Below are 1,029 nucleotides of genomic sequence, written 5' to 3'. Positions count from 1 at the left end.
CATCTTTAGCAAATGCTTTCATTTTATAATTTATCCTTCTTCCATTATCTGTTATATCTACAACTGTTCTCATATTATCAAATAATATCTCTTGTGGAACACCTCCTGTTTCTTTAAATGCATTTATTAAACATTCAAATACATCTTGTTGTGTTTTTGTTTCTCTATATTCAAAATAACAATATCTAGAATATCCTAATTTGTAATTAAATACATTAATCTCATATCCTTCTCCATTTTTTGAATACAACTTTATGTTTTCTTTCCAATCAACTTGTGCTTGTATCCCAGGTAATGTTTCAAATCTTGGATGTCCTTTTATATTCTCCTTTTCTATCAACCCCTTTCTTTTAACATATTTCCTAAAATTAGAATATGTCCCTATATCTAAACCATCATCTTTTAATTTTTCATATACTGCTCTCATTGTAATTCCTTTCGTTGATAACATTAATTTTATTCTTTCATAATATTCATCTAACTTACTTTTTTTATTTCTTCTCTTTGGTTTTCCTTCATATCCTTCCCAATATTTTTTTATTGTTCTTCTGTCATATCCATATATTCTTCCTAATTCAGAAAAATTTGGTTTCATTCCCATCATCCTTATTATTTCTAGTTGTTGTTTTAATTTCTCCATCTTTGGTATCCTCCTTTCCAAAAAAGAAGGATACCATTATTTCTTTATCTCTTTTGTTCATTTTTGTTCATTTTTATTTTCCTCTTTTCCTACATTTTTATTTTACCATTTACAAACCGAAACCCCCTATGGGGAAAAAAGGTTTCTATCTCTTTCAGAGAGGAGTTACTTTCCGAGGGGGCAGTGTGGGAATGCCGAAACGGCATTTTCTAGTTTCTATCTCTTTCAGAGAGGAGTTGCTTTCCGAGTTGGAGACTTGAGGCTGAGGAAAAAATGAGTCAACTTCAGTTTCTATCTCTTTCAGAGAGGAGTTGCTTTCCGAGATGGAAAAAATTAGAAAAATCGCTGAAATCATAGATTTCAGTTTCTATCTCTTTCAGAGAGGAGTT

1 protein-coding gene is annotated in these 1,029 nt (G+C 30.5%); it reads right to left on the bottom strand.

What is annotated here, in order from left to right:
- Nucleotides 1–640: IS21 family transposase (gene istA, locus ACYQ44_RS10345; RefSeq protein ID WP_459997198.1), on the bottom strand; the 640-nt coding region annotated here is incomplete at its 3' end.
- Nucleotides 641–1,029 lie beyond the last annotated feature (389 nt).

This window comes from Marinitoga arctica (assembly GCF_054657315.1).
Note: the sequence above shows the minus strand (reverse complement) of the source record. Positions and strands in the feature narration are given on the sequence as shown.